General features: G+C 40.1%; 1 pseudogene. It reads left to right on the top strand.

The window, feature by feature from the left end:
• Positions 1 to 494: 494 nt before the first annotated feature.
• Positions 495 to 1,232: pseudogene (locus tag AEA42_RS10440) on the top strand (substrate-binding domain-containing protein); the annotation flags it as partial.
• Positions 1,233 to 1,358 lie beyond the last annotated feature (126 nt).

Here is a 1,358-nt window from a genome sequence, read left to right as displayed (position 1 = left end):
TAAATGGACCATGCCAATCCACAATTGGAGCCTTTGTTTATCTCAGTTAGCGATTTATTTTGAAGGACGTTTAGATAGCGTGCTGGAAATTTAAAAATTAGCCTGACACAGAATTTTGAACGCCCTCCAGGTTTAGGCAAAAAACAATGTGATCAAAACGGCTATCAGTTTCAAAATATTTTTGAAACTGACGGTTGGTTCAGCCATTGCAAATGCTTAGGGCCGAAACACGCCCTAGGTATTAAGTGAGGATATTTAGCGGTCAAAATAAACAATCTATTCGCGATCGAATCTAATGTGATGTGTTTCTATTTTATTGTTTATATGTGCTTTTTATCTTTTGTTGGCCGTTAGCAGTGTACAATAGCATTGTGAATGCATGATGTAGATCAATGATACTTGATAACAACGTTATCTCTCATGTCGCTAACGCTATTCCTTTGCTACATTTTGTTATGAAGCTTTAGTGACGGTTTCATTTGTTGGGAGGACGTGTGACAAGATTACTTATGTTGTTTATTACCTTCAGTTTATTACCCGTATCCTCTGGCTATGGAAAAGATCTGAAATTTGCTGTTGTGCCGAAATTTTATAGTGTTTTTTTTGATCAAAGTAAAACGGGCTGTATAGATGCCGCGGCTGAAATAAAAGGTGTGGAATGTGTATATCGAGGGCCAGAATCAAGCAGTGTTAGATTGCAAGACGAGGTCATAAACCAACTGATTGATGAAGGTATCGATGGGATTGCTGTCGCGGTTACGCAATCTAAGTATCTTTTTGAAAATAGCTTAAAAAGAGCTAAAGAAGCCGGTATTCCAATTGTCACCTATGATTCAGATTTTGATGCTTCCATCAACCAAGACCCCAAGAATTTTCGCTCAGCCTATATCGGTACAGACAATTTCGAATTGGGTAAATCATTAGGTGAACAATTAAAAAAATTACGGCCTAATGGTGGGACGCTTATCATGCAATCTGGGCGCCCTGATTCTCCCAATTTGAATTTAAGACTGATGGGGGTTCGCTCTGCGTTGTCGGGAAAAAAATACGATATTCCTCCAGGGAAATTACTTAATAACGAGCAGGGCTGGACAGAAGTGAGAGAACCTTTGTTTAATTTTGACCAACTTAGTCAAGCGGTTAAGCAGATGGAGTCTGTTATGAAAGGCAAGCCAGTGAAAGCAGACTCATTTATTGCTGTTGGTGGTTGGGCTCAAAATGATGCAGCGCTCTGAAGGATCCCCTCATAAATCAGCCATAGCATAGCCATATTTGAGCAACTGATTGGCGAATAATACCCAGGCCGCCAGCAATTCTTTCTCCGTGATTTGATAATCAGGCCGCCTGAGTACCTCCAA

The organism is Shewanella sp. Sh95 (assembly GCF_001308045.1).
Taxonomy (GTDB): Bacteria; Pseudomonadota; Gammaproteobacteria; order Enterobacterales; family Shewanellaceae; genus Shewanella; species Shewanella xiamenensis.
The sequence above is the reverse complement of the archived record's forward strand: the minus strand, read 5'-3'. Positions and strand labels throughout refer to the sequence as shown.